Below are 25,338 nucleotides of genomic sequence, written 5' to 3'. Positions count from 1 at the left end.
GATGTCAATGCCTGATGGCCTGATTGTGGAGCGGTGTGCCGCCCTATTACAAGGGCATGAATGGGGTTTTTGGTCATGAAACCCGCAACATTTGACCTGGTTTCGGGATTGCATGACCCGACCCGGCCGGAACGGCGGGCCGGATCGGGCCTGCGGACGGGCAACGGGCCGTCAGAGCGTGGGGTAGTCGATGTAGCCTTCGGGGCCGGGGGTGTAGAAGGTGTCCCGGTTCGCCTCGGCCAGGGGTGCGTTGCGGCGGAAACGCTCCACCAGATCCGGGTTGGCGATGAAGGGGGTGCCGTAAACGGCGGCATCCGCCTTGCCCGACCTGACCAACGCCTCGCCCGTCTCCCGGGTCAGGCCACCGCCGGCCAGGTAGGCATCACCCTTGAACTTGGGCCGCAACAGGCCGTGGTAGTCCACTTCGGTACCGAACAGGGCCACGTGCAGATAGGCCAGGCGGTAGTAGCCCAGCTGTTCCACCAGATAACCGTAGGTTTCCTGGGGATTGTCGTCGCGGATGTCGTTGAAACCCATCTCCGGCGCCAGCTTGATGCCGATGTAATCACCGCTGCGCACGGAGGTCATGGCCTCCAGGATCTCCAGAATGAAGCGGGCACGGTTTTCCACGCTGCCGCCGTACTGGTCGGTACGCTGATTGGTGCCGGAGCAGAGGAACTGCTCGGGCAGGTAGCCGGAGGCGGCGTGCAGTTCGACACCATCGAAGCCGGCCTCGAAGGCCAGTGAGGTGGCAACGCGAAAGTCCTCGATGACATCCTGGATCTCGCTGACTTCCAGGGCGCGGGGGGTGACGTGGGGCTTCATGCCGTCCTGGGTGAAGGACTGACCCTCCGGGCGCACCGCGGAAGCGGAGACGGGGGTGGCACCGCCGGGAAGGAAAGAAGGATCGGAGATGCGGCCCGCATGCATGACCTGCAGCACCATGCTGCCGCCGGCGGCATGGACCGCGTCCGTCACCCGCGCCCAGGCATCCACGTGTTCCTCGGTGAACATGCCCGGGGTGCGCAGATAGCCTTTGCCCATGGGGCAGGGATAGGTGCCCTCGCTGATGATCATGCCGGCGGAGGCCCGCTGGGCGTAGTAGGTCGCCGCATGCTCACCGGGTACCCCCTGATCGTCTGCCCGGGACCGGGTCATGGGCGCCATGACGATGCGGTTTTTCAGGTGCAGGGCACCGGCATAGAGGGTGGAGAACAGGTCGATCTCTTTGTTGGGCATGGGACGTCTTCTCTCCTGGGTTCTGGACGCAATGACGGACTGTTTTGATGGGGTGAAGTGTACCAAGGGCGACGGGAGAAGGGAGCGATCAGCCCATCCCTGACGCCGGCGATACGCAAAGCGCCCGCAGGCCTTCCAGCAACCGGTCCACATGGGCAGGGGTATGGGCCGCGCTCAGGGTCACCCGCAGACGGGCCGTGCCTGCCGGCACCGTGGGTGGGCGGATGGCGGGCACCAGCAGGCCCCGGGCCAGCAGGCCTTCGCTCAGGGCCATGGCGGCGGCCGCGTCGCCCACCAGCAAGGGCTGGATGGGGGTGTCGCTGTCCATCAGCGTCAGTCCCAGTTCCGTTGCGCCGGCCCGGAATTGCCGCACCAGCATCCGCAGATGCTCGCGGCGCTCCGGCTCCGTGCGTACCACTTGCAGGGCAGCCAGCGTGGCCGTCGCCACGGCGGCGGGCATGGCAGTGGTGTAAACATAGGTCCGGGCGGCCTGGATCAGGGTCTCGATCAGGTCTTCACCACCGGCCACGAAGGCCCCGGCGGTGCCCAGCCCCTTGCCCAGGGTGCCCATGAGGATGGGGACCCTGGCCTGATCCAGTCCCTGGTGTTCCAGTGTGCCGGCCCCGGTGGCACCCAGCACGCCCAGGCCGTGGGCATCATCCACCATGAACCAGGCCCCGGCCCGGGCGCACAGGTCGGCCAGGGCGGGCAGGGGAGCGACATCGCCATCCATGGAAAACACGCCGTCGGTGCTCACCAGGGTTTCCCGCTCCGGGTCCCGGTCCAGCAGACGGGCCAGGTCGTCCGGGTCGGCGTGGCGATAGCGCTGCAACCGGGCCTCGCTGATGCGGGCGGCATCGATCAGGGAGGCGTGATTGAGACGGTCCTGCAACACCCGGTCACCCCGATGGAGCAGGGCCTGGGCCACCCCCAGGTTGGCCATGTAGCCGGTGGAGAAGAGCAGGGCGCGATCACGGCCGGTGAAGGCGGCCAGCGCCTCTTCCAGCTGGTGGTGGGCACGGGTATGGCCATTGACCAGATGGGCGGCCCCGGCCCCCACGCCGTAGCGGTCGGCACCGGCCTTGAAGGCGGCAATCACCGCCGGGTGGCTGGCCAGGCCCAGATAGTCGTTGCTGCAGAAGGCCAGTACCGGCCGACCGTCGATGATCTGCTCCGGCTGCTGGGGGCCGTCCAGCAGCCGCCGCTGCCGGTAACGATGCTCGGCCCGGCGTTGCTGGAGCAGGGGGGCAAGATCTTTCATGGGGGCGCTCCCGGTCACCGCAGGGTGACCAGCTCCTCCGCACTGGTGGGATGCAGGGCCACCGTATCATCCAGGTCCTGCTTGGTGGCGCCCATGCGCACCGCCACCGCAAATCCCTGCAGCATCTCGTCCGCTCCCGGCCCGATGATATGCACGCCCACCACCTTTTCCCGGGCTCCCACCGTCACCAGCTTCATGGCCGTGGGCACCTTGTGATCGGTCATGGCGTGGTACATGGAGGTGAAGCGGGTGGCATACACCTTCACCGCACTGCCGTGGGTGGCGCGGGCCTCGTCCTCCGTCAGGCCCACGGTGCCGATGGGAGGATGGCTGAACACCACCGAGGGGATGTTCTCATAGGACAGATGCCGATCAGACAGGCCGCCGAACAGACGGTCCGCCAGACGCCGGCCGGCCGCGATGGCCACCGGTGTCAGGGCGGCACGACCGGTGACGTCACCGATGGCGTAGACCCCCGCCACGTTGGTGTTCTGAAAGGCATCGGTGGGAATGAAGCCCTGTTCATCCTGACTCACCCCGGCCACCGCCAGATCCAGCCCGGCGGTGACCGGGGTCCGGCCGATGGCCCAGATCACCTGATCGAACACCCCCCGGCATTCCCCCTGGTCACAGCGCAGCTCCACGCTATCCGGATGGGCGATGAGCCGGGATACCCGGGTGCGGGGGAACAGGTTCACGCCCGCCGCCAGCATCTGCTCCATCAGCGTATCCCGCAGCATGGCATCGAAGGAACGCAACAGGGTCTCGCCACGCAGGTACATGGAGACTTCCGATCCCAGGGCCTGCAACATCCCCGCCAGTTCGACGGCGATATAGCCCGCGCCCACCACGGCGACCCGCCGGGGCTGAGCCTGGAGGGCAAAAAAGCCGTCCGAGGTGATACCCAGCTCCGCGCCGGGCAGATCCGGTACCGTGGGCCGCCCCCCCACCGCGATCACCACGTGATCCGCCGTCACCCGCCGCCCGTCCACTTCCAGGGTGCGCTCGGCCACGAATCGGGCGGTGCCCTGGATCAGGTCGACACCGGAATCCCCCAGATAGGTCCGATACCAGGCGTTGATATCGGCGATGTAGGCATCCCTTTTGGTCACCAGCGCGGTCCAGTCAAACCCCTCCCGGGCCAGTCTGAAGCCGTAACCGGGGGCATCCTCCAGCCGATGGGCGGTCTCGGCGGCATACCACATCACCTTCTTCGGCACGCAGCCCACGTTGACACAGGTGCCCCCCAGGGGACCTTTCTCCACCACGGCGCAGCGGGCACCGTGACGGGCCGCCCGTTCCACCACGGACAGGCCGCCGCTGCCGGCACCGATGGCGATGAGGTCGTAATGATCTTGCATGCGTGCTCTCCTGCTCCGTTCTGCTTTGCTACACTTTAGCCCCTGGCAGATACCGGACCAAGCCCGCTTTGAAACCCGTGACCCCAGACACCGCCCCGCTGAGTCTGCGTGACAGGCTCGTCCAGTACGCCCTGCTGACCCGGCTGCACCGGCCCATCGGCATCCTCCTGCTCCTCTGGCCGACCCTCTGGGCGCTGTGGATCGCGGCCGAGGGCATGCCCGACCTGCTGGTCCTGTTCGTGTTCGTGGCCGGCGTGGCCCTGATGCGGTCCGCCGGCTGCGCCATCAATGACTTTGCCGACCGGGACATCGATGGCCATGTCAGCCGGACCCGGGACCGCCCCCTGGCCAACCGGCGCATCAGCGCCCGGGAGGCGGTGGGCGTGACCGTGGCCCTCGCCCTGACGGCCTTTGCCCTGGTGCTGCTGATGAACCCCCTGACCATCGCCCTGTCCGTGGTGGCCCTGGTACTGGCGGTCAGCTACCCCTTCATGAAGCGATTCCATCATCTTCCCCAGGTGCACCTGGGCGCTGCCTTCGGCTGGGCCGTGCCCATGGCCTTTGCCGCCCAGACCGGGGAGTTCCCGCCGCCGCTGGCCTGGCTGCTGTTCGTGGCCACCATCCTATGGACCACGGCCTACGACACCATGTATGCCATGGTGGACCGACCGGATGACCTGAAGATCGGGGTCAAATCCAGCGCCATCCTGTTCGGTGAGGCCGACCGTCTGATCATCGGCATCCTGCAGGGCCTGACCCTGGTGGCCCTGGCACTGGTGGGCATGCAGGCCGGCCTGGGCGGGTTCTTCTACCTGGGACTCGGGATCGCGGCCCTGCTGGCCCTCTATCAGCAGTACCTGATCCATGACCGGAATCCCAAGGGCTGCTTCCAGGCCTTCTTGAACAACAACTGGTTCGGCCTGGCCGTCTTCGCGGGGATCATTGCCTCCTATCTCTTCAGCGCCGGCTGATCAGGCCGCCCGCGCCAGCACCCACACATCCACCCGGCCGACGCCGTGGGCCTTGAGGGCGGCGGCGATCTCCCGCAAGGTGGAACCGGTGGTCATCACATCGTCCACCAGGGCCACATGCCCGGCCTCCAAACCCGGCGCCACCCGGAAGGCACCCCGCAGATTGCCATGCCGCGCGGTGGCCGCCAGACTCTGCTGGGGCGGCGTGGCCCGTATCCGCGTCACCGCCCCATGGGTGATGGGACACGCCAGTGTCCGTGCCAGGGGCCGGACCAGCTCCAGGGCCTGATTGAAGCCCCGCTCCCTCAGCCGGCATGGGTGCAGGGGGACCGGGATCACGCAGTCGGGCGGGGGCACCCGGGATGCCAGGGCATCGGCCATCAACCGCGCCAACAGACGCCCCTGGGGCAGGCGGGCGCGAAACTTGAAATCAGCGATCAGGTCGTCCACCGGCGGGGCATAGAGCAGGGCGGACCAGGCGGCATCAAAGGGGGGAGGTCGGCGCAGACAGTGCCCGCAGAAGGGGGCAGGGTACTCCAGGGGAAGGCCACAGCGGGTGCAGGCATGATCGGACACCGGCAATTCCGCCCGACAGGCGGCACACAGGTCCAGCCCGGCATGGCCCGGAGCCGCGCACAGCAGGCAGGTGGACGGATAGGCGGTTTCCAGCAGGGCGCCGCGCAGCCCCCCGAGCCAGGATGCAATCATGGTCACGATCCCTGTCACCTTGTGGATTGATACGGTATATTGGCCCGATATCCTACCAGATCAGGGTATGCACGATACCCGCCGGACACAGCGCAAAAGCCCCTTCAGGCACGGACCCTTCCCATGCCCCATACCGCCGCCCCCCGCATCGTCTCAGCCCGCGCCTGCGCCGGATCGGCCAAGCTGTTCAATTACGGCAACATCATTGCCGTGACCGTCGCCGGCGTGCCCCTGTTCCTGGTCACCGGCGACGTGGGCATGGCCACCATCATCGCCGCCATCATGGGCATCGTCCCCCTGGTACTGTGGTTCGGCGGCTCCATGCTGGTCTACGCCCTCAACCGTCATCATCCGGAACCCCGGGTGGGACACTACACCCAGCAGGCGGCCTATCGCTATTACGCCCTGATGGGCTCACTCATCGTCATCGGCACCTTCTTCCCGCCGGAGATACTCTATTACCGGCTCTACTGGCTGGTGGCCGCCGCGATACTCATCCCCTGGTCGATCCGGGACATCATCCGGATCAACCGCGAACAATGGCACGACGTTGCAATCCCCGAGGAACCTGACCATGGCTGATACACGCCACGACTGGGAGGTGGACGAGATCCTCGCCCTCCTGGAACGCCCTTTCAATGACCTCCTGTTCGAGGCCCACACCGTTCATCGTGCCCGCTTCAATCCCAACCAGATCCAGGTGAGCCGCCTGCTGTCCATCAAGACCGGCTCCTGTTCCGAGAACTGCGGCTACTGCTCCCAGAGCGCCCACCACGACACCGCGGTGGAAAAGGAGCAACTCATGCCCGTGGCCGAGGTACTGGCCGAGGCGCGCAAGGCCAAGGATGAAGGCGCCACGCGGTTCTGCATGGGCGCCGCCTGGCGCAATCTCAACGACCGCAACCTGGAACAGATCATCGAGATGGTCAAGGGCGTGCGGGCGCTGGAGCTGGAAACCTGCATGACCCTGGGCATGCTCACCGAGATGCAGGCCCGGCGCCTGAAGGAATCGGGCCTGGACTACTACAATCACAACCTGGACACCTCCCCGGAGTACTACGGCGAGGTGATCACCACCCGGACCTATCAGGACCGCCTGGACACCCTGGCCCATGTGCGCGAGGCCGGCATCAATGTCTGCTCCGGTGGCATTCTGGGCATGGGCGAATCCCGCCGCGACCGGGCCAGCCTGCTGCAGCAACTGGCCAACCTGCCCCGGCATCCGGAGTCGGTGCCCATCAACAACCTGGTACAGGTGGAAGGCACGCCGCTGCATGGTGTGGAACCCCTCGACCCCTTCGAGTTCGTGCGTACCGTGGCCGTGGCCCGGATCATCATGCCCCATTCCCATGTGCGCCTGTCCGCGGGCCGCAGCGAGATGAGCGACGAGATGCAGGCCCTGTGCTTCTTTGCCGGCGCCAACTCCATCTTCCACGGCGACAAGCTGCTCACCACCCCCAATGCCTCTGAAAGCCACGACGAGGCCCTGTTCCGGCGCCTGGGACTGACCTCTCGGGTGGTGGAGGAAAAGCACGCCCACAGCAGTGTCCACGCGGCCTGACGACCATGATCCGGGCCTTTGAAAATCATCGGCCCCGGATCGCCGCCGGTGCCTGGGTGGATGAGACGGCGGTGGTGATCGGGGATGTGACCCTGGGCGAGGACAGCTCCATCTGGCCCCTGTGCGTGCTGCGGGGGGATGTGAACCGTATCCGCATCGGGGCCTGCACCAACATCCAGGACGGCAGCGTGCTGCATGTGACCCATGACGGTCCCTATACCCCCGGCGGCCGGGACCTAGTGTTGGGTGACGCGGTGACGGTGGGACACAAGGTGATCCTGCACGCCTGCACCATCCATGACCGGGTCATGGTAGGCATGGGGAGCATCGTCATGGACGGCGCGGTGATCGAGTCGGACGTGCTGCTGGCGGCCGGCAGCGTGGTGCCCCCGGGAAAACTGCTGGAAAGCGGTCATCTGTGGCGGGGTAGCCCGGCCCGGCGGGTGCGACCGCTCACTGAGGAGGAAAAGGCCCACCTGCGCTATTCGGCGGAACATTACGTGCGGGTGAAGAACCGGCACGCCGGGGGCGGGTAGCCTCACCGGCGCCCCTTATGCCCTTCTCCCCCTGGGGGAGAAGGGAGGGACGCGCTGGATTCAACCTGCCGGAAAGATCCGGAAGGCACGCGCGGTTACAGGGTCAGGGGGATCAGGGTCAGTTCCACGCGACGGTTCAGGGAACGACCATGGGTGGTGCTGTTGTCCGCCACCGGGCGATGGGGACCGAAGCCGATGGTGTCCAGCCGGACCCGGGAAACGCCCTGGCCCGCCAGATAACGGGCCACGCTGTCGGCCCGACGCTGGGACAGATCCATGTTGTACTCCACGCTGCCGGTACTGTCCGTATGGCCGGCCACCTCGATGGCGGTCTGATCATACTTTTTGGCCACCAGGGCCACGGAGTTGAGCACCTCATAGAAATCCGGCTTCACTTCCGCACGATTGACGTCGAAGGTGATGTTGCCCGGCATGTTGAGGACCAGGTTGTCCCCCACCCGGGTGACGCTCACCCCGCTCCCTTCCAGACGCTGACGCAGTTCCAGTTCCTGACGGTCCATGTAATTACCCACGGCGGCCCCGGCCAGGGCGCCGATCCCGGCGCCGACCATGGCGCGCTTGGTGCGGTCGCGTCGGGTGGTGACGTTGCCGATCAGGGCACCCGCGGCGGCGCCGATGGCGGCCCCCTTGGTGGCGGAACTGACCTTCTGTTCGCCGGTATAGGGATCCAGGGTGGTGCAGCCCGCCAGCGCCATGGCGGCGGCCAGGGTCAGGATCAGCAATGTTTTATGCATGTCGAGCCTCTTTTTGAATGACTGTCACTGTGTCGCTTGCGCAGATGCGGGACATCCATCGGTCCATGAACCGGTTTTAGCAGCCGATGGATGAACGGTTCATGAATCCGGGCGCAGGGCCGTCATCACCGGCCCGGTATCGGGGCGGCAGTCACGCCACAGGGCGAAGGCCTCCGCCGCCTGTTCCACCAGCATGCCCAGGCCATCCCGGGTCCAGCCGGCCCCCTGGGACTGTCCCCAACGCACGAAGGCGGTGGGGGTGTCGCCATACATCATGTCGCAGCAACCGCCCCCGGGGGTGAGCAGGCCGTCGGGCAGATCGGGCACCTGATCGTTCAGGCCCGCCGCCGTGCCGTTGATCACCAGATCGAAATGACGTCCCGCCAGCCCCTCCAGACCGCCGCCGGACACCGGACCCAGATCGGCGAAATCCCGCGCCAAGGCCGCCGCCTTTTCCGCGGTGCGGTTGGCGATGTGCAGGCTCTCGGGATGCTCCGCCAGCAACGGGGCCAGCACGCCGCGCACGGCGCCGCCAGCCCCCAGCAGCAGGATCCTGGCGCCCGCCAGGGTCGCGCCGGGGACGGCCCTCAGGGCATTCACCAAGCCCACGCCGTCGGTGTTGTCGCCGTACAGTCCCTCCGGCTCCACCTTCAGCGTGTTGACGGCCCCGGCCCGGCGGGCCCGCTCACTGAGCCGGTCCGCCAGGTCGAAGGCCTCGTGCTTGAACGGCACGGTGATGCTGAAGCCCCGGTAGCCCTGGGCCACCAGACGTCGCACGGTGCCGGCAAAATCGTCCGGCGGCGCCAGGATGGCCTCGTAGACGAGATCCTGGCCCGTCTGCCGGGCGAACAGGCTGTGGATCTGGGGCGACTTGCTGTGCCCGATGGGGTTGCCGATGACGGCATAATGATCCATGACAGGGGCTCTCTTCGGAACGATCAGTCCATCCACTCCACCGCCTGGCGGGCGTAGTAGGTGAGGATGCCGTCGGCGCCGGCCCGCTTCATGCAGACCAGGGCCTCCAGTACGCAGGCCTTCTCGTTGATCCAGCCGTTCTGACCCGCCGCCTTGAGCATGGCGTATTCACCGCTCACGTGATAGGCGAAGGTGGGCACGCCAAAGGTTTCCTTCACCCGGCGCACGATGTCCAGATAGGGCATGCCGGGCTTGATCATCACCATGTCGGCCCCTTCCTCCAGATCCATGGCCACTTCATGCAGGGCCTCGTCGGAGTTGTGGGGGTCCATCTGGTAAGTGTACTTGTTGCCGGCACCCAGGTTGGCGGCCGAGCCCACGGCATCACGGAAGGGACCGTAGAAGCTGGAGGCGTACTTGGCGGAATAGGCCAGGATGCGGGTATGAATGTGACCGCCTTCCTCCAGCACTTCACGGATGGCGCCGATTCGGCCGTCCATCATGTCGGAAGGGGCCACCACGTCGGCGCCGGCCTCGGCATGGGACAGGGCCTGCTGGGTCAGCACGTCCACGGTTTCGTCATTGAGCACGTAGCCGGTTTCGTCGATGAGTCCATCCTGGCCGTGGGTGGTGAAGGGATCCAGGGCCACGTCGGTGATCACGCCCATTTCCGGCACGGCATCCTTGATGGCGCGCACGGCATTCTGGGCCAGGCCATTGGGATTGTAGGCCTCGGCCGCGTCCTCGCTCTTCTTCTCCATGGGGACCACGGGGAACAGGGCCATGGCGGGAATGCCCATCCGGGCACAGACACGGGCCTCCTCCACCAGCAGGTCGATGGACAGACGCTCCACCCCGGGCATGGAGGGTACCGCCTCCCGCTCACCCTTGCCTTCGAGCACGAAGACCGGATAGATGAAGTCATCCGGGGTCAGCCGGTTCTCGCGCATGAGGCGGCGGGAGAAGTCGTCGCGCCGCATGCGACGGGGACGAACCAGGGGATAGTAACCTTTGAACTGGGACATTGAGATCGCTCCACGCTGTGATCGGAGGCTGGATGAATTAACCGTACACAGGATAGCGGATTCATCCCCGCCGGGCACGGCCCCGCGGGCACCTGCCGGGCCCGTAGTGCGGGCAAGACAAAGTGGCTATGCTATGGGTCATGAAAAACACATCCCTTGATACCGTCGTCATCGATACCGGCGCCTCGCCCCGTTCCTGCGTCATCTGGCTGCATGGCCTGGGGGCCGACGGCCACGACTTCGAACCCATCGTGCCGGAGCTTGCCCTGCCGCCGGATGCGCCGGTGCGCTTCCTCTTCCCCCATGCCCCGGTGCGGCGGGTGACCATCAACAATCACATGCCCATGCGGGCCTGGTATGACTTTCTCAGCCTGGATCCGGGCCGGGGCGAGGATCATGCCCAGGTGGCCGAAGCGGTCTCCCTGATCCAGGCCATGGTGGAGTCGGCCCGCAAGGAGCACGACCGGGTACTGCTGGGTGGCTTTTCCCAGGGCGGCGCCGTGGCCCTGCTGGCGGGACTGTCGGAAGGCCCGGCGGTGGACGGCATCTTTGCCCTGTCCACCTACATGCCCGATGCGGATCAGGCCGGGGTGGGTCTGTCCCGGCGCGCCCGGGGGATGCCCGTGTTCATGGGCCATGGCAGCCTTGACCCGGTGATCCCGGTGGATTTCGGTCGCCATACCTCCAAACTGCTCGGCAGCCTCGGAGCCGTGGTGCAATGGCATGAATACCCCATGCCCCACAGTGTCTGCGCCGACGAGATCCGGGATCTGAGCGGCTGGTTCGGCACGCTGCTGGCATAAGCCGCCTCAGTCATCGTTCGCCTCGGGGGACCGGGGCACCGGCAGGGTGAAAATGAAACGGCTGCCCTGATCGGGCTCGGTCTCCACCCAGATCCGCCCCCCCAGTCGCTGCACGATGTTCTTGCAGATGGCCAGACCCAGGCCGGTGCCCTCCGGCTTGTCGGTGAGGGCATCGCCCACCTGACGGAACTTCTCGAACAGGGTGGGCAGGGCCTCCGCCGGGATCCCCGGGCCATTGTCCTCCACCTCCACCCGCACCCCCCCGTCCCGGGCCGGGCGCAGGCGCAGCACCACCCGTCCGGTTTGCGGTGGCGTGAATTTCACCGCATTGGAGAGCAGGTTGATGACCACCTGCATCAGCCGGTCCCGATCCGTGGGCAGCCAGACCGGCTGTTCCGGCAGTTCCAGGGCCAGGTCCACCCCCTTGTCCCGGAACAGCTGGCCCGTGGTGGTGGCGGCTTCGGTCAGGATCTCCACCAGATCCAGCCGGCGGATGTACCAGCGCATGGCTCCGGACTCCAGCTTGGCCAGGTCCAGCACCTGATTGATCAGCCGGGTCAGGCGCTCGCTTTCGCTGATGATGATGCCCAGAAACTCCTGGCGCTTTGCCGTCTCCAGATCCGGATGATCATGCAGGATCTCGGTGAAGGAGCGGATGGAGGTCAGCGGGGTACGCAGTTCGTGGGTGACGGTGGAGATGAAGTCATCCTTCATGCGGTCCAGCTGCTGCAACTGGGCATTGGCGGCCCGCAGTTCGGCGGTGGCCGCCTCCAGCTCCCGGGACTTGGCCTCCAGTTGCTGGCTGTAGGTGATCACCTGGCTGGCCTCGTCGAGGATTTCCATCACTTCCTCCAGGCTGACCACGTCCCCCTTGGCCACATTGGAAACCATGACCCGGGCCGAGGCGGTGCCGATGGAACCGGCCAACAGGCGCTCGCACATGAGGATCAGCTCGCCGTCCGCCTCGCGCATGCGGCGAAAGTCCAGTCCACGGGCACGGGCATACTGATGAAAGGCCCGTACTGCCCGCTCCTCCCCGACGAACCGCTTGAGCAGGTCCAGCAGATCGCGCACGGTGGCGGTACCGCGCCAGAATCGGGAGCTGCCGTAGCGATCGGCGGAGAGCCGGAACACATCCACGAACAGGTTGGCCTGGATACGTTCCATGGTGCTCTGACGGGTGAGCAGGGAGACGGTCACATAAGCCCCCACGTTCACCAGCATGGACCAGATCAGGGAATGGGTGATCGGGTCCAGCCCCTCCAGCCCGAACAGGGCATAGGGCTTGAACAGGGCGATCCCCATCAGCCCCTGTTCGACAAAACCCATGGACAGCCAGCCCGACTGGGCAAAGGCCGGCAGCAACAGGGTATAGAGCCAGACGGCAAATCCCGCCGCCAGACCTGCCAAAGCCCCCTTCTGGGTGGCACCCTTCCAGAAGATGCCGCCGATGAGGGCCGGTGCGAACTGGGCCACGGCGCAGAAGGACACCAGCCCCATCCCCACCAGGGCCACCATGTCTCCGGTGATCCTGACATAGCCGTAGCCCAGCAGGATGCCCACCAGGATGCCCCAGCGCCGCAGGTGCAGCAGCAGGCGGGTGAGGTCCTTGCGCTGCTGCAACCGCAGCCAGCGGATGCGCAGCAATACCGGCATCACCAGATCGTTGCAGAGCATGGTGGCCAAGGCCACGGTTTCGACGATGATCATGGCCGTGGCGGCGGACAGCCCGCCCAGAAAGACCATCAGCGCCAGCCACTGCAGGTCCTGGGACAGGGGCAGGGCCAGAACGAAACTGTCCGGGTGGATCTCCCCATGGCCGAACATCAGCACCCCGGCAAAGGCGATGGGCAGCACGAACAGGTTGATCAGGAACAGATACAGGGGGAACAGCCAGGCGGCCTTGCTCACGTGACGCTCGTCCACGTTCTCCACCACCGCCACCTGGAACTGCCGCGGCAGGACCAGGATCACTACCATGGACAGGAGGATCAGGGCCACCCAATTACCGTAGTCCGCCAGTTCCCCGACCCGGAACAGCTCGGCCAGATCCGGGTGCCGGGCCGCCTGGTCGAACAGGTCCGCCGGCCCCCCGAAGATCACGAAGGTGATCATGAGGCCGGCGGCCAGGAAGGCCATCAGCTTGACGATGGACTCGAACGCGATGGCCGCCACCATGCCCTGGTGATGTTCGGCGGTATCGATGTGACGGGTACCGAAGAGGATGGCGAACAGGGCCAGGATCAGCGCCACATAGAAGGCGGTATCCATGTAGAACGGCACACTGTGCATCAGATCCTGGGCCGTCACCTCGGGATACATGACCATCACGGTGAAGGTGTCGGAAACCGCCTTGAGTTGCAAAGCGATGTAGGGAATCAGCCCCACCAGGGCGATGACGGTGACCAGCCCACCCAACAGGGGGCTCTTGCCGTAGCGGGAGGCCACGAAATCCGCGATGGACGTGATGCGATTGACCTTGGAGATACGCACCATCTTGCGCAGCACGATCCACCAGACCGCCGCCATGAGGGTGGGCCCCAGATAGATGGGCAGATAGTGGATGCCCCCCTGGGCCGCCAGGCCCACGCTGCCGTAGAAGGTCCATGAGGTGCAGTACACCGCGATGGACAGGGCGTAGACATAGGGGTTGTTGATGACGCTGCGGCCCTGGTCCGCCCGGCGGTCCCCCCAGTAGGCAATGCCGAACAGGATCAGCAGATAGCCCAGGGAGACGCCGATGACCAGGCCCATGTTCACCGGTGCTCCTCCTCCCGTCCCGTGACCGGGTCATCCGGCCCGTCCCCGCCGGGGTTGCGGACCACGATCAGCAACACCACCAGGATCACGGTCAGCCAGGCCAGGTAGAGATACAGGAACAGTACCGGGATACCCAGCAAGGTGGCGGGCACATCGAACACCGCCAGCAAGGGGGGAAAGAACAGGGCCAGCCCCAGCAGGAAAGCTGCCACGTATCGCTCCCGGGCGCCGCTGGGCGGGGCCATCCGCAGGCCCCGGTCACCCTGGGTATCCTCCGGTGGGAGCGACGGATTCATGGCGTCACGCCCCCACGGCCGACCCGTTCCCGCCCTGATGGGTCAGGGTATGTTCACGCTGACGCAACTGGGCCGCCATGTTGGAAGAGCGCATGACCTCGCCGAAGGTCTTGAATCCCTGTGCCTGCAGACGCTCGATCAGACGCACCAGCAGCTCCGCGGTGGCGACGGCATCCCCCAGGGCGGTATGACGCCCCGAGATCTGGATGCCGTAGCGCTCCAGCAGGGCATCCAGGGAGTGATCTTCCTCCTCGTCCTCCACCATCACCGACAGCAGCAGGGTATCCAGCACTGGATTGGGGAAGCTGATCCCGCACTGGGTTTCCTTCATGCTGATGAACTTCATGTCGAAGGCCGCATTGTGGGCCACCATCACCGCATCGCCCACGAAGGCCTTGAACAGGGGCAGTACTTCGGTGACGGGCGGCTTGTCCCGCACCTGGTCATCGGTGATGCCGTGGAAGCGGATGGACGCGGCCGGAATGGAAAAGCCCGGGTTGATCAGGCGCTCGAAGGTCTCGCCGGTGAGCACCCGACCCTTGACCACGCGCACGCCGGCGATGGAAATGATCTCATCGCCTCCCACCGGGTCCAGACCGGTCATCTCGCAGTCGAAGACCACGAAGGTCAGATCCTCCAGCAGGACATCGGCCAGCTCCGGGGTGCCTTCGTGCTCGCGCATGATGCCGAAATCGTAGAATTCGGGCCGTGGCGGCAGGCGCTCGCCCTCGGGCAGGAACTGAGGCCGCTTGGGCACGATCAGGGGCAGTCGCAGCAGGGCCTCGCCGGGCAGCCCCGCCTGCTGGCTCCACAATTCGATGCCGTGACGGTCCAGTACGTCGCGCACGGTACGGTGGCCCAGCTCCTCGCCGCAGGAGATGTCCAGCCACTGGTCCAGCTGCTTGGCCGGCACCACCTGTCCTTTCCAGGAAAGATCCAGATAGATGCGTCGATCCCCGAGCAGGGTTTCCACATGGAAGGTATCGGCACCGGAAAAGGTGTGCAATTCCCGCAGCAGGCACTCCAGCACCCGCACCAGGGAAAGACTGTCACCCTGCACCCACAGGGGCTGGCCCACGGGCACCAGGCGCAGATTCGGCAGATCCTCCAGACGTCGGGCCACGCAGCTGATCAGGTCGGAACTAAAGATGTCGGACATGGGCCAGCGGCCCAGGGCATGGCCCCGGAAGATGGCGGCCAGCTCTTCCAGGCGCCGGCTGAGTTGCTCGCTTTCGGTGCGCATCACATGCTCGAACCGGCGCCGGACCTCGGTGGCCATCTCCGGATGGGCATCGACGGTCTCGGCCGCCGCCCGCAGGTTGCCCACGGCACCACGCAGCTCCATGGTCAGGGCACGGCGGATGGCATCCACGTGGGTCAGGGTCTCCACGTCGGCGGAGATGTCCACCAGGGTGATCAGATAGGCGCTGGTCTCCCCCCGCGGATCCAGGATCAGGGCCATGCGCCCCTGCAGGATGCGGGTGGACTCGGCATTGGTGCAGACGAAGGATTCGGACAGCTCCGCCTGGGACTCGCCCCGGGTGCAGCGACGCCATTCCAGGCGGTCCAGGGTATGCATCACCGGTGCCTTCGAAATCACATCGAACAAGGGCCGTCCCAGGCCGACTCGCTCAGGTTCGTTGAGAATGGTGACGGCGGACTGGTTGTAGAGCAGCATCTGGTGATTACGGTTGCACACCAGTACCCCTTCCGTGAGGCCCTGAAGAATGACCTCCAGCCAGGTCTTCTGCTCATTGATCTGTGCCGTGGCGGAGGCCATGGCGCTGCGGATCTCGCGGCGGGAGGCACGCAGGGCCACCGCCATGGCGCCCACACTGTCCGGCAGGCTGCCCATGGCATGACGGGCAGGCAGGCTGATCTCGGCATCGGCGGAACGGGATTCCAGCAGGGCGCGGACATCCCGGCTCAGCACCCGCGCCGGACGGAACACCAGACGTCGCAGGGCAAACCAGGTCAGGTAGACAGGGAAGGCAAAGGCCAGCGCCGCCAGCAGCGGCACACCGAACAGTTGGGTCGGCAACTCACCCCGACTCAGGGCATCGAAATTGGCCACCACCACCATGCCCAGGTAGGCAAAGAAGACCTGGGACCAGAGGAGCAAAGCAACCAGTGTGCGCTTGTCCACGGAAAGGCGGCCTAGCTTTCGGTGTCCGGCATGTAGGCACGCACCCGCTCCACCACCTCACGGGTGGAAAAGGGCTTGGTGATGTAGTCGTCCGCCCCCATGGCCAGGCCCTTTTCCTTCTCGATCTGCCGCCCCTTGGCGGTGAGCATCAGGATACGGACATCCTTCCACGCCGGATTGGCGCGGATGGTCTGGCAGACATCATAACCGTCCCGCTTGGGCAGCATGACGTCCAGCAGGATCACATGGGGGGGGGCCTGGCGCACGGCTTCCAGCGCGCTTTCGCCGTCACGGGCGACGCGCACGTCGAAACCGGCTTCCTTCATCAGGAATTCCAATGAGAGGACGATATTGGGTTCATCGTCCACCACCAGTACGGATTGGGGCGCCATCTCATCCTCCTAATTATCCTTCTTGAAACCGGCACGGACGGCCTGCTTCAATACCTTTTTAACCTATGGCTATAAGCTCAAAATAGCACAGGCAACCGATAGCGTCATGACGCAAGCGCGTCATGCCCCCGTCAAGGGGGCATGACGAAAACCGGACAGGGAATATCGCCGGGGAGATCAGGCCTCGGTCAGACGCTCCCGGGCCGCGGCGATACGCAGCCGGACCTGACGGGGAGCGGTACCACCATGCAGATCCCGGGCCGCCAGGGAACCCTCCAGAGTCAGCACATCGTGCACATCGGCCTCGATGATATCGGAAAAGCCCTTGAGCTCATCCACGGACATGTCGGCCAGATCGCGGCCGGTCTCAACACCCAGGCGCACGGCCCGGCCCACCACCTCATGGGCGTCACGGAACGGCATGCCCTTGCGGACCAGATAATCGGCAAGATCGGTGGCGGTGGCAAACCCGCGGCGAGTGGCGGCGCGCATGACATCGGCCCGCACCTGGATATGAGGCACCATGTCGGCAAAGGCCCGCAGGCTGCCGGCCAGGGTGTCGATGGTGTCGAACAGGGGTTCCTTGTCCTCCTGATTGTCCTTGTTGTAGGCCAGCGGCTGGGCCTTCATCAGGGTCAGCAGGGCGATGAGGTTGCCGTTCACCCTGCCGCTCTTGCCCCGCACCAATTCAGGTACGTCGGGATTCTTCTTCTGCGGCATGATGGAAGAGCCGGTGCAGAACCGGTCCGGCAGATCGACGAAGCCGAACTGGGCGCTGGCCCAGAGGATCAGCTCCTCGGAGAAGCGGGACAGGTGGGTCATGATCAGGGCGCCGGCGGCACAGAACTCGATGGCGAAATCCCGATCGCTGACCGCATCCAGGGAGTTGTCCGTCACCCGGTCGAAACCCAGCAGTTCGGCGGTGTAGTGGCGATCCAGGGGGTAGGGGGTGCCGGCCAGGGCGGCGGAACCCAGGGGCAGGACATTGACCCGGCGGCGGCAATCCACCAGGCGGTCATAATCCCGCTCCAGCATCTCGAACCAGGCCATCATGTGATGGCCGAAGGTCACCGGCTGGGCGGTCTGCAAATGGGTGAAGCCGGGCATGACCGTCTCGGCCTCGCGCTCCGCCAGATCCAGCAACCCACGCTGCAGACGCCGGATTTCCGTCAGCAGATGATCAATGGCCTCGCGCAGGTAGAGGCGGATGTCCGTGGCCACCTGGTCATTGCGGGAACGGCCCGTGTGCAGCTTCTTGCCCACGTCACCGATACGCTCGATGAGCCGGGCCTCCACATTCATGTGGACGTCCTCCAGGCTCACGGACCATTCGAACTCCCCACGCTCCACCTGAGCCAGGATGTCCTCCAGGCCGGCGACGATGCGCCCGCATTCATCCTCCGTCAGCACCCCGACCCTGGCCAGCATGCGGGCATGGGCGCAGGATCCCTGGATGTCATGCCGGTAGAGGCGGCGATCGAACTCCACCGAGGCCGTGAACGCCTCCACGAAGCTGTCGGTGGGCTCCGAGAAACGGCCGCCCCAAAGTTTGTCTTGTGATGCCTTGGCGTTCATAGAAGGTGCAGATCTCCGGATAACTGGCAAGGAGTATACCATTGAGATACTGTAGGGGATGCAATGGCCCTCGCGCGGTGGACCCGGGGCCAGGGAACCCTTTTTCATCCAATCCCCCATGCACGGCAGCAGACCGCGATCATCATGAGGCCCAGGCATTCATCAACCCCTGCAGGGGAGGAGTCGGGAACCGCATCCGGATTCCTGCCCAATTTCTGCGAAAGCCGGACCGTGTTCGTGGTCGTGCTCATGGGGCAGCTGCTGGCCTTTCTGCTGACCCTCTCATCCGGTAGTAGCCGACATGGATTCTGGGTCAATCTGGCACTGATTTCCCTGTTCGTGCAGTGGGTCGCCCTGGGAACGGTACTGGTCCTGTGCGCAACCCGTACCCTGCTGGAACGCCTCAGTGCGTTGCAAGCCGCGGCAGCGGCCTGGCTGACCACCCTGAGCATCACCCTGGTGCTGTCCCTGCTGTCCCTATGGATCGGTCGCCACCTGGACTGGAACCTGCTCAACTCGGGCCTTGCCGCCAGTGAATTCCTGACCCGTACCCTGGCCATCAGCGCCATCGTCAGCGCCGTGGCGCTGCGCTACCTCTACGTACAGAAGCAGTGGAAAACCAACGTCGAAGCCGAGGCCCGCTCCCGGGTACAGGCTCTGCAGGCACGGATTCGCCCTCATTTCCTGTTCAACAGCATGAACACCATCGCCAGCCTCACCCGGACACGCCCCGAAGTGGCCGAAGCCACCGTGATGGACCTGGCCGACCTGTTCCGGGCCACCTTGTCCAGCAAGGACATGGTCAGCCTCCAGGATGAAGTGAAGCTCTCTCAGAACTACCTGCGCATCGAGGCCCTGCGCCTGGGAGACCGCCTCCAGGTGGACTGGCATGTGGCACCCTCGGTGGCCATGGACTATCCCGTTCCCAGTCTGAGTCTGCAACCCCTGCTGGAAAATGCCATTTACCACGGCATCGAGCCGCTGACCGAAGGCGGCTGCGTGCGCGTGGACATCCGGCAACAGGGAGAACGGCTGGACATCACCATCGAAAATCCCATGCCTTCGGAACAGGAGCGGCGCCGGCGACCCGGGAACCGGTTTGCCCAGGAAAGCATTCGCCAACGCCTGGACCTGGCCTACCAGGGCAAGGCGCGCATGGAGACTCTCCAGGCCCGGGACCATTATCGAGTGGATCTCTCGTTGCCAAGGAGATTGCCGTGAAGATCATGATCGTGGATGACGAGCTGCCGGCACGGGAACGGCTGCATTCACTGCTGGAAGACATGGATGAATATCAGGTGGTTGCCGCCGCATCCAACGGCGTGCAGGCGGTGCGACTGGCCCAGGAACTGGAACCGGACATCATCCTCATGGACATCCGCATGCCGGGCATGGATGGCCTGGAGGCCGCGCGGCATATCGCCGGCATGGACACCCCCCCGGCGGTGATCTTCGTCACCGCCTATGAGGAACATGCCTTTGAGGCCTTTGAAACCCACGCCGTGGGCTATCTGCTCAAGCCGGTACGCCGGGAGCGCCTGCAGGAGGCCCTGGAGCAGGCCGGCCGGCCCAACCGGGCCCAGCTCGGCGCGCTCCACGAACCCGCCACCCAGTCCGGCGCGGCCCGCAGTCATATCTGCGCCCGCGTGCGGGGCAACCTGGAATTGATTCCCGTGGACTCGGTGCACTATTTTCAGGCGGACCAGAAATACGTCACCGTCCGCCATGACGGCGGCGAGGTGCTGATCGAAGAACCCCTCAAGGCCCTGGAAGAGGAGTTTGCCGGCAGCTTTCTGCGCATCCACCGTAATGCCCTGGTTGCCAAGGCCCGCTTCTGCGGCATGGAGAAGAACAGTCAGGGCGGCTTCGAGGTGGTTCTCAAGGGGTCACGGGAACGACTGGAGGTCAGTCGTCGTCACGTGGCCGAAGTACGCCGTTTTCTGAAGTCGCTGTAACGGTGCGGGGTCCGCCGGGACCTGGTTTCGACGTGCACGACTGCAAAGAATAGCGGCTCGGGTCAATGAAAGTTGACACAGGCACCTCTGCCGTGTGTGTTGAAAGGCAGACATAATGTATGGTTGCGTTGTACGATACCGCGAACCATTTGAACGGCCACATTTTCACGAGCTTTAAACCCGAAGATGCCAAAAACCGAACTCAAGATCGCCACCCGGAAAAGCCCTCTCGCCCTCTGGCAGGCCGAGGAAGTGGCTGCCCGGGTCACGAAACTGTTTCCCGAGGTCAAGGTGACCCTTGTGAAGCTGTCCACCCAGGGCGACCGCATCCTGGATACCCCGCTGGCGAAGGTGGGCGGCAAGGGGCTCTTCGTCAAGGAACTCGAGACCGCCATGCTGCAGGGCGAGGCGGACATCGCCGTGCATTCCATGAAGGATGTTCCCATGGAACTGCCCGAGGGCCTGGAGCTGCCCGTGATCATGGACCGGGAAGACCCCTGCGACGCCTTCGTCTCCAACAAGTACAAGTCGCTGGAAGAACTGCCCGAAGGTGCCCGCGTCGGCACCTCCAGTCTCCGGCGCCAATGCCAGATCCGCGCCCGCTTCCCCAGTTTCAAGGTGCTGGACCTGCGCGGCAACGTGAACTCCCGCCTGGCCAAGCTGGATGCCGGTGACTATGACGCGATCATCCTCGCCGCCGCCGGCCTCAAGCGTCTGGGCTTCGAGGACCGCATTACCGCCATCCTCACCCCGGAAGAGAGCCTGCCGGCCATCGGCCAGGGCGCCATCGGCATCGAATGCCGCAGCAATGATCCCGAGGTCATGGAACTGATCGCCCCACTGAACGACCCGGACACCCACCTGCGGGTGATCACGGAACGGGCCTTCAACCGCCGCCTCAACGGCGGCTGTCAGGTACCCATCGGCGGCTATGCCGTGCTGGGGGATGACGGCCTGATCCACATGCGGGGTCTGGTGGGTGAGCCGGACGGTTCCATGGTCTATAGTGGCGCCCTCAATGGCCCCCATGATCAGGCCGAGGCCCTGGGCATTGCGTTGGCGGAACAGTTGCTGCGCGAGGGCGCCGACAGGATCCTGAACGACCTGGGGCTGGCACCCGAGGCACCGCCGCCGACCCAAGACGACCGGTCATGACATTCACGGCGTCCGCGGACATGGCCCCTGCGGCACCGGACATGCCCCTGCGGGGCGTCACCGTCATGGTGACCCGGCCCGCCCACCAGGCGGAACCGTTCTGTCGCATGGTGGAAGCCGCCGGAGGGCGGGCACTGCGCTTTCCGGTGCTCGCCATTCTGGACCCCGGTGACGCGGGCGCACTGAATGCCCTGATCGATCGACTGGACGAATTCCATGTGGCGGTGTTTGTCAGCCCGAACGCCGTCGCCCGGACCATGAACCTGATCCATGCGCGGCGAACCCTGCCCGAAGGCTTGAAGCTGGCCACGGTAGGGATCAAGTCGGCCAAGGCGCTGGAACGCTTTGGGCACCGGGTGCATATCTGCCCGCCCAGTCGGTTTGACAGCGAAGCCCTGCTGGAAGAGCCGGAACTGCAGGATGTCCAGGGCAAGAATGTCGTGATCTTTCGCGGCGACGGGGGCCGTGAATTGCTAGGTGCTACACTCACTGCTCGGGGCGCGAGGGTGACCTTTGCCGAGACCTACCGACGGGGCATGCCGGATGCGGATACCGGTCAGCTCCTGCGTCAGTGGTCCCGGGGAGACATCCACGTGATTACGATTACCAGCGCCGAGGGGCTGCGCAACCTGTACGAGATGGTCGGTCAGGCAGGGCGGCTCTGGCTTCGCAACACCCCCCTGGTGGTGGGCTGCGAACGCATGCTGGACACGGCCCGGGAGATGGGCTTCACGGAATCCCCAGTGGTGGCCGACGATCCCAGCGATGAATCCATGCTGGTGGCCGTGCAGAAATGGGCTGAAAAGAGGAAGCAAACTCATGAGTAGATCTAGATCCAAAGACAGGGCCAGAGGCAAGAACAAGCCACAGGCAACCGGTGCCGGTGCACCGGACGAGTTGAAGGAAACATCTTCCAGCAGGGGGCGGCCACTGACCGGTACCGTTGTGAGCGCTGCCTCCGGCAACGACAATGCTGCATTCAACGCCGACGCCAAGGATCGCGATCCGATCGAAGGCAGCGTCCGCAGCGTATCCACTTCTGAGCAACCGGCGGGAGCGGCCGGCGCCTCCGGGTCTAACCAGCCCGATTCAGGCAAGCCCGAATCTCCCGCACCCGAGACAGCCGCGGCCGGGGGCAGTACGTCCGATGCACCCAAGGCCGGGGCCGACCAATCCCAAACCCCAAAGCCCGAGGCATCAAAACCCGTGGACAACAAACCAGAAACTCCGAAGACCGACTCGCCAAAAGCCGGGTCTGAAAAATCCGAGCCGGTAAAGACCACCGGTGCCGCCAAGACCGAACCGCCGAAGACCGGTGCTTCCGCGCCCGCCGCCGCCAAGCCGGCGACCGGCCCTGGTTCCACTGGTGGTGGCCGCGTCCCGCCCACCCCGCCGGCTTCCGGTGGCAACGGCGGCGGCCGCAGCAGCAAGATGCCGCTGATCGTCGGTGGCGTGGCCCTGGTGCTGGCCCTGGGTATCGGCATGAACGCCGCGTCCAACGCCAACAAGGCCCAGGACATGGTCAATGCCACCAATGACCGCCTGAGCACCGCCCTGCGCGAACTCAATCAGCTGCAGGAACGCACCCAGGCCCTGCCCGACACCATCAGCCGCCTGGAACGGGAAGTGCGTGATGAGCTGGCCCAGGCCCTGGAAAAGGCCCGCAACGATGTGGCCGGTATCGAGCAGCGCCAGGCCCGCCGCCTGGAAACCCTGGAGGAAGGTCTGACCGCCCTGCAGGACGACTCCGCGCGTCCCCATCGTGAATGGCAGGTGGCCGAAGTGCGTTACCTGATGCGCATCGCCGATCACCGCCTGAGCCTGATGGATGATGCGCAGGGTGCCCTGGCCGCGCTGAATGCCGCTGACGAAATGCTCAAGGCCATCGGCGATCCGCGTTTCGGTGAAGTGCGCGACGCCATCGCCCTCGAGAAGCAGGCCCTGGAAAACTATGACGGTACCCAGGTGAGCCAGCTGGTCGCCGAGCTGGAGCAGATCACCGCCGAGCTCAAGCCCATGCCGTTGAAGATGCCCGAGGCCGAAAACGGCGCCGCCCGCCTGCTGATGGTCAACGGCGAGCCCGCCGAAGACGCCGCCTGGTGGGAGCGTGCCTACTTCCAGGTCATGAACGAACTGAACCAGCACGTCACCGTGCGCCGTCACGCTCAGCCCGTTCGCTCCATGCCGGATGCCGACGCTGAACTGTTCATGCGTCAGGTACTGGCCCTGCGCATCGAGTCCGCCCGTCTGGCCGCCCTGCGTCTGGATGCCGAGGACTACCGCGCCAACCTGAAGGGTGCCCAGGAACTGCTGGTGGAGTACTTCGCCTCCGAGCCGGTCGCACCCTTGCTGAAGCGTCTGCAGGACCTGGAACAGCGGGAACTGCGCGCCGAACGGCCCGATATCAGTGGCTCTCTTGAGAAGCTCAGCGGGCTGGAGGGGTAATCAATGAAATCTCTGATCGTCATTTTTCTGGTTCTGATCGTATCCGCCGTGGCCACCCTCATGTTCATGGAGGAGCCCGGTTATGTCCTGTTCGCCTACGCTGACATGAGCGTGCAGACCACCATGGCTTTCTTCATCATCGCCCTGGTGGTCATCCTGGCCGTGGTTTATGGCCTGATCCGCTTCCTGGTGGGCGTGTTCGGCCTGCCCGGTCGCATGAGCGAAAAGCGGCAGCAGAAGAAGGCCGTGGCCTGTCAGCGCGGTCTGGCCCTGGGCCTGGCCGAGATGACCGAAGGTCGCTACGCCAAGGCTGAAAAGCTGCTGGTACAGTCCGCCAAACGCGGTGACTCCCCCATGCTGAACTATCTGTCCGCCGCCCGCGCGGCCCAGATGCAAGGGGCTTACGACCGTCGTGACGAGTACCTGCGTCAGGCTTCCCAGTCCGGCAGCAACACCGAAGTGGCCGTGGGTCTGACCCAGGCCGAACTGCAGATCGCCCACGGCGAGCACGCTCAGGCCATCAGCACCCTGCGTCACCTGAACGATGTGGCCCCCGGCAATCCGCAGCTGCTGCGCCTGAAGGCCCGTCTGTATCAGGAAGTGAACGACAGCGAGTCCCTGATGGCGCTGATGCCCGATCTGCGCAAGGCTCGCGCCTTCGACAACCCGACCCTGGACAAGCTGGAAGCCGATGCCTTCGGCGCTCAGACCCAGGAAATCGCCGCCGCCAACGAGCTGGGCAAGCTGGAAGGCATCTGGGTGAACCTGCCCAAGGTCTCCCGCAACAACCCCGGCATGGTCGCCGCCTATGCCCAGGCCCTGTCGGATATGAATGAAGCCGACCGCGCCGAGGCCGTCCTGCGTGCCGCCATCAAGCAGCACTGGGACGAGAACCTGGTTCGCCTGTACGGCAAGCTGGCAGTGAACGACGTCAGCCGCGCCATCGGTTATGCCGAAGGCTGGCTGCGTGACCACCGTCGTGATGCCGTGCTGCTGCTCACCCTGGGTCGTCTGTGCAAGCAGGCCAAGGTGTGGGGCAAGGCCCGGGGCTACCTGGAGTCCAGCATCAGCGCCAAGGCCAGCCCGGAAGCCTATCGGGAACTGGGCGAACTGCTGGATCAGGTGGGTGAAGAAAAGCTGGCTCAGGACGCCTATCGCAAAGGCCTGCAGCTGGCCGTGGACGGCGCCGAAGCGGATGCCGCTCCGGTGGCGGTCGCCCAGCCCGCCAAGAAGGGCAAGAAGGCCGCCAAGGGTGGTACCGCCGCCCTGCCGAGCCTGAGCTCCGGCACCGCCTGAGACATCAGGCATCCCCGGTAACCCGCCCCTGAAGAAGAGGCGGGCTCCGGTTCAGGCAGTCTCAAAGGGCCGCCGGGATCTTCCCGGCGGCCCTTTTCTTTTGCCGGCATGTCCGTCGACAGGCCTACAAACATGGATTTCCGGGATCGATTGCTATTTACTAGTCAATAGCCCCATCTGCCG

23 protein-coding genes are annotated in these 25,338 nt (G+C 65.2%); 11 read left to right on the top strand and 12 right to left on the bottom strand.

Annotated features, from left to right (window positions below):
* Nucleotides 1–171 precede the first annotated feature (171 nt).
* The 3 genes from ACLF6L_RS00195 to gorA all read right to left on the bottom strand — a co-directional run bounded on the left by ACLF6L_RS00195 (nt 172) and on the right by gorA (nt 3,861).
* Nucleotides 172–1,239 carry an alkene reductase gene (locus ACLF6L_RS00195; RefSeq protein WP_238617170.1) on the bottom strand — a complete coding sequence of 356 codons (1,068 nt, stop codon included), beginning with the start codon at nt 1,237–1,239 and terminating at the stop codon, nt 172–174.
* Between the two features lie 88 nt (nt 1,240–1,327).
* Nucleotides 1,328–2,500 (bottom strand): 8-amino-7-oxononanoate synthase, encoded by a 1,173-nt coding sequence (bioF, locus tag ACLF6L_RS00190; protein WP_238617169.1) that lies wholly within the window; start codon nt 2,498–2,500, stop codon nt 1,328–1,330.
* Between the two features lie 14 nt (nt 2,501–2,514).
* Nucleotides 2,515–3,861: a glutathione-disulfide reductase gene (gorA, locus tag ACLF6L_RS00185; RefSeq protein WP_238617168.1), complete on the bottom strand. Its 1,347-nt coding sequence runs from the start codon at nt 3,859–3,861 to the stop codon at nt 2,515–2,517.
* A gap of 68 nt (nt 3,862–3,929) precedes the next feature.
* Between gorA and ubiA the strand changes: the two genes are divergently transcribed.
* Nucleotides 3,930–4,832 carry a 4-hydroxybenzoate octaprenyltransferase gene (ubiA, locus tag ACLF6L_RS00180; RefSeq protein ID WP_238617167.1) on the top strand — a complete coding sequence of 301 codons (903 nt, stop codon included), beginning with the start codon at nt 3,930–3,932 and terminating at the stop codon, nt 4,830–4,832.
* On the opposite strand, the gene ACLF6L_RS00175 is transcribed toward ubiA, so the two are convergent.
* Entirely contained in the window at nt 4,833–5,540 is a 708-nt protein-coding gene (locus tag ACLF6L_RS00175) for a ComF family protein (protein WP_008932070.1), read from the bottom strand.
* A 123-nt stretch (nt 5,541–5,663) separates the two neighbouring features.
* Here ACLF6L_RS00175 and ACLF6L_RS00170 point away from each other — a divergent pair, with 123 nt between their 5' ends.
* From ACLF6L_RS00170 to ACLF6L_RS00160, 3 genes are read left to right on the top strand one after another with little or no spacing between them, the layout of a single operon-like run.
* Complete coding sequence (locus ACLF6L_RS00170; protein ID WP_008932071.1) at nt 5,664–6,122, top strand: hypothetical protein; 459 nt, start codon at nt 5,664–5,666, stop codon at nt 6,120–6,122.
* Nucleotides 6,115–7,101, top strand: a complete 987-nt coding sequence (bioB, locus tag ACLF6L_RS00165) for a biotin synthase BioB (protein ID WP_238617166.1) — start codon at nt 6,115–6,117, stop codon at nt 7,099–7,101. The genes ACLF6L_RS00170 and bioB overlap by 8 nt, the downstream gene beginning before the upstream one ends.
* A 5-nt stretch (nt 7,102–7,106) precedes the next feature.
* Entirely contained in the window at nt 7,107–7,637 is a 531-nt protein-coding gene (locus ACLF6L_RS00160) for a gamma carbonic anhydrase family protein (RefSeq protein WP_412852092.1), read from the top strand.
* Between the two features lie 95 nt (nt 7,638–7,732).
* Here ACLF6L_RS00160 and ACLF6L_RS00155 read toward each other — a convergent pair whose 3' ends face one another.
* The 3 genes from ACLF6L_RS00155 to hemB all read right to left on the bottom strand — a co-directional run bounded on the left by ACLF6L_RS00155 (nt 7,733) and on the right by hemB (nt 10,332).
* Nucleotides 7,733–8,392, bottom strand: coding sequence for an OmpA family protein (locus ACLF6L_RS00155; protein ID WP_238617164.1), 660 nt, complete (start codon nt 8,390–8,392; stop codon nt 7,733–7,735).
* A gap of 99 nt (nt 8,393–8,491) precedes the next feature.
* Nucleotides 8,492–9,307 carry a shikimate dehydrogenase gene (gene aroE / locus ACLF6L_RS00150; protein ID WP_412852091.1) on the bottom strand — a complete coding sequence of 272 codons (816 nt, stop codon included), beginning with the start codon at nt 9,305–9,307 and terminating at the stop codon, nt 8,492–8,494.
* A gap of 23 nt (nt 9,308–9,330) precedes the next feature.
* A complete protein-coding gene (gene hemB, locus ACLF6L_RS00145) occupies nt 9,331–10,332 on the bottom strand; it encodes a porphobilinogen synthase (RefSeq protein WP_008932076.1) in 1,002 nt (333 codons plus the stop codon).
* Nucleotides 10,333–10,472: 140 nt separating this feature from the next.
* Between hemB and ACLF6L_RS00140 the strand changes: the two genes are divergently transcribed.
* Nucleotides 10,473–11,135, top strand: a complete 663-nt coding sequence (locus ACLF6L_RS00140; RefSeq protein WP_412852090.1) for an alpha/beta hydrolase — start codon at nt 10,473–10,475, stop codon at nt 11,133–11,135.
* A gap of 6 nt (nt 11,136–11,141) precedes the next feature.
* On the opposite strand, the gene ACLF6L_RS00135 is transcribed toward ACLF6L_RS00140, so the two are convergent.
* From ACLF6L_RS00135 to argH, 5 genes are all read right to left on the bottom strand, one after another.
* Nucleotides 11,142–13,889 (bottom strand): ATP-binding protein, encoded by a 2,748-nt coding sequence (locus ACLF6L_RS00135; protein ID WP_412852798.1) that lies wholly within the window; start codon nt 13,887–13,889, stop codon nt 11,142–11,144.
* Between the two features lie 2 nt (nt 13,890–13,891).
* Nucleotides 13,892–14,191, bottom strand: coding sequence for a hypothetical protein (locus ACLF6L_RS00130; RefSeq protein ID WP_412852089.1), 300 nt, complete (start codon nt 14,189–14,191; stop codon nt 13,892–13,894).
* A gap of 4 nt (nt 14,192–14,195) precedes the next feature.
* The gene (locus tag ACLF6L_RS00125) at nt 14,196–16,337 is read right to left on the bottom strand and encodes an exonuclease domain-containing protein (RefSeq protein WP_412852088.1); all 2,142 of its coding nucleotides are present in this window, start codon (nt 16,335–16,337) and stop codon (nt 14,196–14,198) included.
* An 11-nt stretch (nt 16,338–16,348) separates the two neighbouring features.
* Nucleotides 16,349–16,729 carry a response regulator transcription factor gene (locus ACLF6L_RS00120; RefSeq protein ID WP_412852087.1) on the bottom strand — a complete coding sequence of 127 codons (381 nt, stop codon included), beginning with the start codon at nt 16,727–16,729 and terminating at the stop codon, nt 16,349–16,351.
* Nucleotides 16,730–16,906: 177 nt separating this feature from the next.
* Nucleotides 16,907–18,304 carry an argininosuccinate lyase gene (argH, locus tag ACLF6L_RS00115; RefSeq protein ID WP_412852086.1) on the bottom strand — a complete coding sequence of 466 codons (1,398 nt, stop codon included), beginning with the start codon at nt 18,302–18,304 and terminating at the stop codon, nt 16,907–16,909.
* 231 nt (nt 18,305–18,535) lie between these two features.
* Between argH and ACLF6L_RS00110 the strand changes: the two genes are divergently transcribed.
* From ACLF6L_RS00110 to ACLF6L_RS00085, 6 genes are all read left to right on the top strand, one after another.
* Nucleotides 18,536–19,525, top strand: a complete 990-nt coding sequence (locus ACLF6L_RS00110; RefSeq protein ID WP_238617158.1) for a sensor histidine kinase — start codon at nt 18,536–18,538, stop codon at nt 19,523–19,525.
* A complete protein-coding gene (locus tag ACLF6L_RS00105; RefSeq protein ID WP_238617157.1) occupies nt 19,522–20,259 on the top strand; it encodes a LytR/AlgR family response regulator transcription factor in 738 nt (245 codons plus the stop codon). The genes ACLF6L_RS00110 and ACLF6L_RS00105 overlap by 4 nt, the downstream gene beginning before the upstream one ends.
* Before the next feature lie 186 nt (nt 20,260–20,445).
* Nucleotides 20,446–21,414 carry a hydroxymethylbilane synthase gene (gene hemC / locus ACLF6L_RS00100; protein ID WP_238617156.1) on the top strand — a complete coding sequence of 323 codons (969 nt, stop codon included), beginning with the start codon at nt 20,446–20,448 and terminating at the stop codon, nt 21,412–21,414.
* Nucleotides 21,411–22,241 (top strand): uroporphyrinogen-III synthase, encoded by an 831-nt coding sequence (locus tag ACLF6L_RS00095; RefSeq protein WP_238617155.1) that lies wholly within the window; start codon nt 21,411–21,413, stop codon nt 22,239–22,241. The genes hemC and ACLF6L_RS00095 overlap by 4 nt, the downstream gene beginning before the upstream one ends.
* Nucleotides 22,242–22,620: 379 nt before the next feature.
* A complete protein-coding gene (locus tag ACLF6L_RS00090) occupies nt 22,621–23,859 on the top strand; it encodes a uroporphyrinogen-III C-methyltransferase (RefSeq protein ID WP_238617154.1) in 1,239 nt (412 codons plus the stop codon).
* A 3-nt stretch (nt 23,860–23,862) separates the two neighbouring features.
* Complete coding sequence (locus ACLF6L_RS00085; protein WP_238617153.1) at nt 23,863–25,155, top strand: heme biosynthesis protein HemY; 1,293 nt, start codon at nt 23,863–23,865, stop codon at nt 25,153–25,155.
* Nucleotides 25,156–25,338 lie beyond the last annotated feature (183 nt).

Origin of the sequence: Ectothiorhodospira shaposhnikovii, assembly GCF_047222355.1 — a bacterium.
Classification (GTDB): Bacteria; Pseudomonadota; Gammaproteobacteria; order Ectothiorhodospirales; family Ectothiorhodospiraceae; genus Ectothiorhodospira.
This window is presented reverse-complemented; position numbering and strand designations above follow the sequence as displayed.

What these genes read in the sequence shown, in the direction of transcription:
- bioF (WP_238617169.1), bottom strand. Translation starts at nt 2,500, where the DNA reads ATGAAAGATCTTGCCCCCCTGCTCCAGCAACGCCGGGCCGAGCATCGT.
- ACLF6L_RS00135 (WP_412852798.1), bottom strand. Translation starts at nt 13,889, where the DNA reads ATGGGCCTGGTCATCGGCGTCTCCCTGGGCTATCTGCTGATCCTGTTC.
- gorA (WP_238617168.1), bottom strand. Translation starts at nt 3,861, where the DNA reads ATGCAAGATCATTACGACCTCATCGCCATCGGTGCCGGCAGCGGCGGC.
- ACLF6L_RS00130 (WP_412852089.1), bottom strand. Translation starts at nt 14,191, where the DNA reads ATGAATCCGTCGCTCCCACCGGAGGATACCCAGGGTGACCGGGGCCTG.
- ACLF6L_RS00095 (WP_238617155.1), top strand. Translation starts at nt 21,411, where the DNA reads ATGACATTCACGGCGTCCGCGGACATGGCCCCTGCGGCACCGGACATG.
- hemB (WP_008932076.1), bottom strand. Translation starts at nt 10,332, where the DNA reads ATGTCCCAGTTCAAAGGTTACTATCCCCTGGTTCGTCCCCGTCGCATG.
- aroE (WP_412852091.1), bottom strand. Translation starts at nt 9,307, where the DNA reads ATGGATCATTATGCCGTCATCGGCAACCCCATCGGGCACAGCAAGTCG.
- argH (WP_412852086.1), bottom strand. Translation starts at nt 18,304, where the DNA reads ATGAACGCCAAGGCATCACAAGACAAACTTTGGGGCGGCCGTTTCTCG.
- ACLF6L_RS00160 (WP_412852092.1), top strand. Translation starts at nt 7,107, where the DNA reads ATGATCCGGGCCTTTGAAAATCATCGGCCCCGGATCGCCGCCGGTGCC.
- ACLF6L_RS00195 (WP_238617170.1), bottom strand. Translation starts at nt 1,239, where the DNA reads ATGCCCAACAAAGAGATCGACCTGTTCTCCACCCTCTATGCCGGTGCC.
- hemC (WP_238617156.1), top strand. Translation starts at nt 20,446, where the DNA reads ATGCCAAAAACCGAACTCAAGATCGCCACCCGGAAAAGCCCTCTCGCC.
- ACLF6L_RS00175 (WP_008932070.1), bottom strand. Translation starts at nt 5,540, where the DNA reads ATGATTGCATCCTGGCTCGGGGGGCTGCGCGGCGCCCTGCTGGAAACC.
- ACLF6L_RS00120 (WP_412852087.1), bottom strand. Translation starts at nt 16,729, where the DNA reads ATGGCGCCCCAATCCGTACTGGTGGTGGACGATGAACCCAATATCGTC.
- ACLF6L_RS00140 (WP_412852090.1), top strand. Translation starts at nt 10,473, where the DNA reads ATGAAAAACACATCCCTTGATACCGTCGTCATCGATACCGGCGCCTCG.
- bioB (WP_238617166.1), top strand. Translation starts at nt 6,115, where the DNA reads ATGGCTGATACACGCCACGACTGGGAGGTGGACGAGATCCTCGCCCTC.
- ACLF6L_RS00085 (WP_238617153.1), top strand. Translation starts at nt 23,863, where the DNA reads ATGAAATCTCTGATCGTCATTTTTCTGGTTCTGATCGTATCCGCCGTG.
- ACLF6L_RS00170 (WP_008932071.1), top strand. Translation starts at nt 5,664, where the DNA reads ATGCCCCATACCGCCGCCCCCCGCATCGTCTCAGCCCGCGCCTGCGCC.
- ACLF6L_RS00155 (WP_238617164.1), bottom strand. Translation starts at nt 8,392, where the DNA reads ATGCATAAAACATTGCTGATCCTGACCCTGGCCGCCGCCATGGCGCTG.